The organism is Paracoccus binzhouensis (assembly GCF_016446475.1).
In the GTDB taxonomy this organism is placed as follows: Bacteria; Pseudomonadota; Alphaproteobacteria; order Rhodobacterales; family Rhodobacteraceae; genus Paracoccus; species Paracoccus binzhouensis.
The window spans coordinates 1-7705 of record NZ_JAEHFP010000162.1 but is presented as its reverse complement, the minus strand read 5'-3'; the positions used below and the strand labels follow the sequence as shown (position 1 = coordinate 7705).

Sequence of the window (7705 nt, the reverse complement as noted above, 5' to 3'; positions counted from 1 at the left end):
GGCCGGGCACCAGACCGGCGGCCGGATGCCCACCCCCGGCTGGATCGCCGCGAACCGCTGGCAGGGGCTGGACCCGGCCCCGGAAGCGATGACCGAGCTGGACCCGCCGAACGGCATCGTCGCGACCACCGGCGCCGCCGCGCCCGGCAGCGCGGCCGGGCGCGGCCATGACCGGGGCGACGGCTATCGCCAGAACCGGCTGCGCCACCTGATCGACTCGCGAGAGGTGCATTCGCGCGACAGCTTCATCGCCGCGCAGAACGACATCGTCAGCCCGGTCGCCCGGGCGCTGCTGCCGCTGGTCGGCGCCGATCTGTGGTTCACCGGCGAGCCCGCCGCCCAGGGCACGCCCGAACGCCAGCGCCAGGACGCTCTGGCGCTGCTGGCGAACTGGGACGGCGCCATGAGCGAGCACCTGCCCGAGCCGCTGATCTATGCCGCCTGGATGCGGGCGCTGCAGGACCGACTGGTGCGCGACGACCTGGGACCCTTGTCCGACGACCTGACCGAGCTTTACCCGGATTTCATCGATCGCGTCTTCCGCAATCGCGACGGCGCCGCGGCCTGGTGCGACATCCGCCAATCCGCCCCGGTCGAGACCTGTACCCAGATCGCCCGCCAGGCGCTGGACGCGGCATTGCTGGACCTCAGCACCCGCTTCGGTCCCGACCTCGCCAGCTGGCGCTGGGGCGACCTGCACCGCGCCCGCCACGTTCACCCGGCGCTGGGGGACATGCGCGGCATCTCCTATATCGTGAACCTGATGCAGCCGACCTCGGGCGGCGCCTCGACCGTGGCGCAGGCGGGCTTCCTGGGCCATGGCCGCAATCCCTGGCTGAACGTGACCGGCGCCGCCTATCGCGGGGTCTACGACCTCGCCGATCCCGACAGTTCGGTCTTCATCATCTCGACCGGCCAGTCCGGCCATCCCTTCTCGCGCCATTACGACGACATGGCCGAGCTGTGGCGGCGCGGCGAATATGTCGGCATGTCGCTGGACCCGGCGCTGGCCCGGGCGGCGGCGGCCGGCATCACCCATCTGCAGCCGGCGGGGAACTAGGGGCTTGCATCCCGCGCGGCCAAGGGTTTCCTTGGCGGCGCAAGAGCATGAGAGGGATTCATGGCCCGCAAGATCATCATCGACACCGACCCGGGCCAGGACGACGCGGTGGCCATCCTGCTGGCCCTGGCCAGCCCGGAGCTCGAGGTGCTGGCCCTGACCGCCGTAGCCGGCAACGTGCCGCTGCACCACACCGAGCGCAACGCCCGGGTGATCTGCGAGTTGGCCGGCCGCCCCGACCTGCCGGTCTATGCCGGATGCGACGCGCCGCTCGCGCGCCCGCTGGTCACCGCCGAGCATGTGCATGGCAAGACCGGCCTCGACGGCGTCACCCTGCCCGAGCCGGGCATCGCGCTTGCCCCCGGGCATGCTGTCGATTTCCTGATCGAGACCCTGCGCCGCGAAAGGCCCGGCAGCATCACCCTGGTGCCCATCGGGCCGCTGACCAACATCGCCACCGCCTTCCGGCGCGCGCCCGACATCGTCCCGCGCGTGCAGGAGATCGTGCTGATGGGCGGCGCCTATTTCGAGGTCGGCAACGTCACCCCCACCGCCGAGTTCAACATCTATGTCGATCCCGAAGCCGCCCGGATCGTCTTTGCCAGCGGCGCCCCGATCACGGTGATGCCGCTGGACGTGACGCATCGGGCGCTGACCAGCCGGCCCTGGGTCGAGGGCATGCGCGCCATGGGCCGCGTCGGCCAGGCGGTCGCCAGCTGGACCGATTTCTTCGAGCGCTACGACCGCGAGAAATACGGCAGCGAGGGCGCGCCGCTGCACGACCCCTGCACCATCGCCTGGCTGCTGAAGCCGCAGCTGTTCACCGGCCGCTACATCAATGTCGAGATCGAGACCCAGGGCGAATACACCCTGGGCATGACCGTCGCCGACTGGTGGCGCGTCAGCGGCCGCGACCCGAACGCCACCTTCATCCGCGAGGTGGACGCCGAGGGCTTCTTCGCCCTGCTGACCGAGCGCATCGGCGACCTGGACCGGCGGGTCGGCTAGGTCATGGGATCGGGAAGGCGGACGGCGCCCATCGCCGGTGCGCCTCGCCAGGAAGGGTGGCGCTTGGATTAGCGCGACCCTCGCCGCCCGCGATCCAGAGCGGAAGGACCATTCCGCCCGGCACCCTCCTGCGGAATCAGTCGCCGCCGCCCTCGGCATTGTTGCCGGCCGGGCTATCCGACTCCGGCGTGGTGCCGGGCTGCACGGCAGCGTCCTCTCCGCCCGCCGGCGCGTCCGGCTGCGGCTCTTCCGGCGCACCGGGGGACTCGTCCGCCGGCTCGGCCTCGGGACCGGCTTCGGGCTCGGCGGGACCGGCGCCGATGCTGCCGTCCATGCGCTCGATCAGCGCCTCGGTGATGTCGATGGATTGCGAGGCGACGAAGATGGCGCGCTGGTCCAGGACCGCGACCGCGCCCCGCTCCTGCATCAGCTTGGCCAGCACCGGCAGGACGGCGCGGAAGAAGGCCTGGCGTTCCTCGTCGGCGCGGACCTGCAGCTCGCGCGCCGCCGCGTCGCGCGCACGCCGCACCTCGACCACCCGCTTGTCGAACTCGTCGGCGCGCTGGCGGAACTCGTCCGCGGGCAGGGTCTGGCGCAGCACGGTCAGCTGCTGCTCCTCGGCGGCGAACTGGTCGGCCAGCCGGTCGTTCTCGGCCGCGATCTCGCGGCCGCGCAGCTCCAGCTCGCCCTGAACGCGCTGACCCCATTGCGAGCGGGCGTAAAGCGCCTCCTGGTCCAGCGTCAGGACCGGCAGAACCCCTTCGCCTTTGGGGGCCGGCGTTTCGACCACCATCGGCGGCACGGCATGGTCACCCGTCCCCGCCGGCACCCGGGGTGTCGGCACCGGCTCGGGCGAGGGCTGCTGGGCCGACGTGCCGGTCGGCACCGCCAGCAGCACCGCCAGCCCCCAAGCCGCGATACGCCGCCCGCCCATCATCAGAACTTGGTCGAGATCGTCAGGTCGAAGGCCTGTTCTTCGTCGTAATCCTCTTTCTTGAGGGCCTTGGCGAAGTTGAAGCGCAGGGGACCGATCGGCGTCGTCCAGAACAGCGAGGCGCCGACCGCGGCGCGCAGATGCATACCGTCATCGACCGGCGTCTCGAAAGCGCCCATGGTGTTGTCGAGTCCCCAGACCGAGCCGGCATCGGCGAACAACCCGCCGGTGATGCCGTATTCCTCGGGCAGGCCCAGCGGGAACTGCAGCTCGGTGCGCAGCGCCCAGAAATAGTTGCCCCCCAGCGCGTCCTCGTTCGGCGCCGCCAGGTCGCGCGGCCCTATGCCGTTCGGCTCGAAGCCGCGGATCTTGCCGTTGCCGGTGAAGCGGTTCATGAAGCGGCTGTTCTGGTCGCCCAGCATGTGCACGGCGCCGGCCTCGAACTCGGCCAGCATGGTCACGCTTTCGCGCCAGGCGCGGCTTTCCACCCCGGCATAAAGCGAGGTGGTGACCGATTCCACGTCGCCGCCCAGCCCGGCGAAGTCCTGGCTGAAGCGCAGCCGATAGCTGGTCAGCGGGTCCAGTCCGGCGACGCGGCTGTCATAGCTGTAGGTATAGCCAAGCGCCGAGGTGAAGAAGCCGCCCTGCTCGCCATAGAGAATCGGCGAGGAGCCGACCAATTCGCCGCTTTCCTCGTCGACGTGATATTGCTCGACGTCGAACAGCGTGTCCTTGCTGAGCTTGTAGCGCAGTTCCAGCCGGCCGTTTTCGGAAACCGGGAATTCCAGCCCGGTCAGGAAGCCGACGGTGCGGGTGTTGTAATCCGAGTTCAGCCGGTCGGTGGTGTTATACCAGACCTGCGCCCGGCCCTTGAGGTCGCGGCCGAACAGATAGGGTTCGACGAAGGTCAGGCCCGAGCTTTGCGTCCCGGAGCCGGTGGCGAAGGACAGGTCGACCTGCTGGCCGCGGCCCAGGAAGTTCTTCTCGGACAGCGACAGGTTGAAGCCGACGCCGGTCGAGACGCCGTAGCTGACGCCGAAGCTCAGGCTGCCGGTCGGCTGTTCCTCGACGTTCACGTCGACGATGACCTGCTCGGGCGAGGAACCCTGGCGGCTTTCGGCCTGCACATCCGCGAAATAGCCGAGCGCGCGCAGGCGTTCGGCGGAATTGCGGATCTCGCGCGGGTTGAAGGGGTCGCCTTCGACAGTGGTGAACTGGCGGCGGATCACCTCGTCCAGTGTGGTGGTGTTGCCCTCGATGTCGATGCGCTCGACGAAGACGCGCGGGCCGCGGGTCAGGGCGAAGGTCAGGTCCAGCGTCTGATTGCGCTCGTTGCGGGTGATGCGCGGCTCGATGCTGACGAAGTTCAGCCCCTTCTGCAGCGCCAGCGCCTCCATCCGGCGGATGGTGGTGTCGATCACCGTCGGATTGTAGACCGCGCCGCGCTTGACCCGGTTCTGGGCGGCGAACTCGGCCGCGTCCACACCCGGCACCTCGCTGACGGTGTTGACGGTGCCGAAGGTATAGCGCGGGCCTTCCTGGATCTGGAAGGTGATGTAGAAGGCGTCGCGTTCGCGCGCCAGTTCCGGCGCCACCGCCTGCACCTTGAAATCGGCATAGCCGCGCGAGCGGTAGAAATCGGTCAGCAGCTTCTCGTCGACCGGCAGCCGGTCGGGCGCGAAGGTGTCGCGCTTGATGAAGGTGCGCAGGATGCCGGCCTGCTTGGTCTGCAGGACGTTGCGCAGCCGCTTGTCGGAAAAGGCGCGGTTGCCGACGAAGCCGATGCGCTCGATCTCGGTGACCTTGCCTTCCAGGATCTCGAAGACCAGGTCGACCTGGTTGCTGCCGCGCCGGATGATGCGCGGATCGACCCGGGCGGCCAGCCGCCCCTCCGAGGCGTAGACCTGGCTGATCGCGGCGGCATCGGCCTCGGCCTGGGCAGGGGAATAGACGCGGCGGGACTGCGACTTGACGATCTCGGCCAGGTTCTCGTCCTTGAGCCGCTTGTTGCCCTCGAAGGCGATGGTGTTGATGGTGGGATATTCGACCACCCGCACCACCAGCGTGCCGCCCGAGGGCACCAGCTCGACCGTCTCGAACAGGCCCGAGCCCTGCAGCCGCTGCAGCGCGTCGTTCAGCGCCCCGCCCGAGACGTCCTGGCCGCGCGGCAGGTCCAGATAGGACAGGATCGTCGCCGGCTCGATGCGCTGGTTGCCCTCGATCCGCACGTTTCTGAAGACATAGGCCGCGGCGGGCGTCGCCACCGTCGCGACCGGCCCGGCCACCGCCAGCGCCGAGATCAGCGCCAGCGCGCCCTTGCCGAGTTTCCTGTCCGTCATCCGCCGCCCCTCGCGAGTAATGCGTTGCCCGGCGGGTTGACCCCACCGGATTTGCCCCGATGGATACAGCGAAGCGGGCAGGACTGTCAAAAGGTCAGACCCGCTCAGGGGCAGAAAAGATCGTTTGTGAGGCCGAATACCATCAGCGACAGCACCGCCGCCATGCCGAGCGCCGAGAGAATGTCGATCACCCGGCCCGAGGGCGGGCGGCCCGCGACCGCCTCGTAAAGGTAGAACATCAGGTGCCCGCCATCCAGCACCGGCACCGGCAGCAGGTTCAGGAAGCCGATGGCGGCCGACAGGACGGCGATCCACCAGATGAAGTTGCCGCCCCCGGCCGAGGCGGCCTGGCCGGTGGTCTCGGCGATCGAGATGGCGCCGCCCAGGTTGCAGCTGCCGATCTGCCCGGTGATCATGGCCCAGAGCCCCGAGACCGACGAGGCGATGATGTCCCAGGTCCGCGCCGCGCCGATCCCCAGCGCCTCGCCCGGCCCGGCCGGGCGGGTGGCCGGCTCGAAATAGGTGCCGCCGCCGGTCACGCCGATCAGCCAGCGCTTCTCGTAGCCGTTTTCGGTGGGCAGATCCTGCTGGCGCGCGGCCAGGGCATAGTCGGCGATACCATCGCCCTCGCGCCAGACCTGCAGCAGGACCGGCCGCCCCTCGGCCTTCAGCACTTGCCGCCGCAGGTCGTCGAAGCGCGAGACGGGCGTGCCGTCCACTGCCAGGATCACGTCGCCCGCCTGCAGCCCCGCCGCGGCGGCCGGGCTCCGCGGGGCGATGCCGGTGATCAGCGGCGGCATCGGGTCGGGCCCGGCCACCGTCAGCTCGACCCCGTCGCGGATCACCGTCCAGTCATGGCTCGGGCGTGCCGACAGATTCGCGGCCAGATCGCCGATGTCCTGCCAGTCGGCCACCAGCCGCCCGTCCAGCGCGATCACCCGGTCGCCGGGCCGAAGCTGCATCTCGACCCCCGGCGGGGTGGCGTGCAGCCGGCCGATCCGCACCTCGTCCACCGGCAGGCCCTGCCACATCGCCATACCGCCGAAGACCAGAATCGACAGGATGAAGTTGAAGACCGGCCCCGCCGCCACGGTGGCGAAGCGCGCCCAGAGCGGTGCGCCGCCCAGCGTCTGGCGGGCGCGGGCCGGATCGACCGCGACGCCCGAGCCGGCGCTGGCCGCATTGGCGTCGCCCAGGAAGCGCACATAGCCGCCCAGCGGAATCGCCGCCACCTGCCAGACCGTGCCATGCCGGTCGCGGCGGGCGAACAGGCGCGGGCCGAAGCCCAGAGAAAACACCTCGGCCTTGATGCCGGACAGCCGGCCGATGATGTAATGGCCGTATTCATGCACGGTCACGATGATCGACAGCGCGACGATGAAGGCGGCGGCGGTCCACAGGAAACCGCCCAGACTGTCCAGGATCATGCTCATGCCGCGCCCCGCCATTGTGCAGCCGCCCGGCGGGCGAACCCGTCCCAGGCCAGCACCGTCTCCAGATCGCCGGGGCTTTGCGCGAAGCCCGGTTCGCGCGCGGCCCGATCCAGCGCATGTTCCACCGCCGGGGCCATGTCGGTGAAGCGGATGCGGCCGGCGATGAAATCATCGAGCGCCTGTTCCTTGGCGGCGTTCAGCACCGCGCCGGCAGCGCCGCCGGCCAGGATCGCCTCACGCGCGAGGCGCAGCGCCGGCCAGCGCGCCTCGTCCGGCGCGGCAAAGGTCAGGCCGCCGATCGCCGCCAGGTCCAGCGCCGGCACCGGCAGCGCCGCGCGGGCCGGCCAGTTCAGCGCATAGCCGATGGCATGGCGCATGTCCGGCGCGCCCAGATGCGCGATGCTGCCGCCATCGCGATGGGTGACCATGGCATGGATGATCGACTGCGGATGCACCAGCACCCGCAGCCGGTCGATGCCGAGACCGAAGAATTCATGCGCCTCGATGACTTCCAGCGCCTTGTTGAACATGCTGGCGCTGTCGATGGTGATGCGCTGGCCCATGTCCCAGTTCGGGTGCCGGCTGGCCTCGGCCACCGTCGCCTGCGCCAGCCGCTCCAGCGGCCAGTCGCGGAAGGCGCCGCCCGAAGCGGTGATGGTCACATGCTCGACAGAATCGAGGTCTTCACCCTGAAGTGCCTGGAATATCGCGGAATGCTCGGAATCGACCGGCAGGATGCGAGCGCCGGTCTCGCGCGCGCGGGCCATGACCAGAGGCCCGGCGGCGACCAGGGTTTCCTTGTTGGCCAGCGCCAGCGTGCCGCCGCGGGCCAGCACCTCCAGCCCCGGCGGCAGGCCGGCGGCGCCGACGATGGCCGAGAGCGTCCAGTCGGCCGGGCGTGCCGCGGCCTCGGCCACGGCCTGCGGCCCCG

General features: G+C 70.2%; 6 protein-coding genes. 2 read left to right on the top strand and 4 right to left on the bottom strand.

Annotated elements, in window-relative coordinates; translation table 11 throughout:
* Together I9P22_RS22365 and I9P22_RS22360 are read left to right on the top strand one after the other, a co-directional pair.
* On the top strand, positions 1–1060 hold a 1060-nt coding region (locus I9P22_RS22365; RefSeq protein ID WP_199262251.1), incomplete at its 5' end, for a penicillin acylase family protein.
* Positions 1061–1120: 60 nt separating this feature from the next.
* The gene (locus tag I9P22_RS22360; protein WP_199262249.1) at positions 1121–2068 is read left to right on the top strand and encodes a nucleoside hydrolase; all 948 of its coding nucleotides are present in this window, start codon (positions 1121–1123) and stop codon (positions 2066–2068) included.
* A 136-nt stretch (positions 2069–2204) separates the two neighbouring features.
* Here I9P22_RS22360 and I9P22_RS22355 read toward each other — a convergent pair whose 3' ends face one another.
* The 4 genes from I9P22_RS22355 to dxr form a co-directional block, all read right to left on the bottom strand.
* Positions 2205–3002, bottom strand: a complete 798-nt coding sequence (locus I9P22_RS22355) for an OmpH family outer membrane protein (RefSeq protein WP_233253541.1) — start codon at positions 3000–3002, stop codon at positions 2205–2207.
* 2 nt (positions 3003–3004) lie between these two features.
* Positions 3005–5341 carry an outer membrane protein assembly factor BamA gene (bamA, locus tag I9P22_RS22350; protein ID WP_199262245.1) on the bottom strand — a complete coding sequence of 779 codons (2337 nt, stop codon included), beginning with the start codon at positions 5339–5341 and terminating at the stop codon, positions 3005–3007.
* Between the two features lie 104 nt (positions 5342–5445).
* Positions 5446–6774: an RIP metalloprotease RseP gene (gene rseP, locus I9P22_RS22345; RefSeq protein ID WP_199262243.1), complete on the bottom strand. Its 1329-nt coding sequence runs from the start codon at positions 6772–6774 to the stop codon at positions 5446–5448.
* Positions 6771–7705 (bottom strand): 1-deoxy-D-xylulose-5-phosphate reductoisomerase (gene dxr, locus I9P22_RS22340; RefSeq protein ID WP_199262241.1); only part of this gene is annotated, 935 nt, incomplete at its 5' end. The genes rseP and dxr, both read right to left, overlap by 4 nt.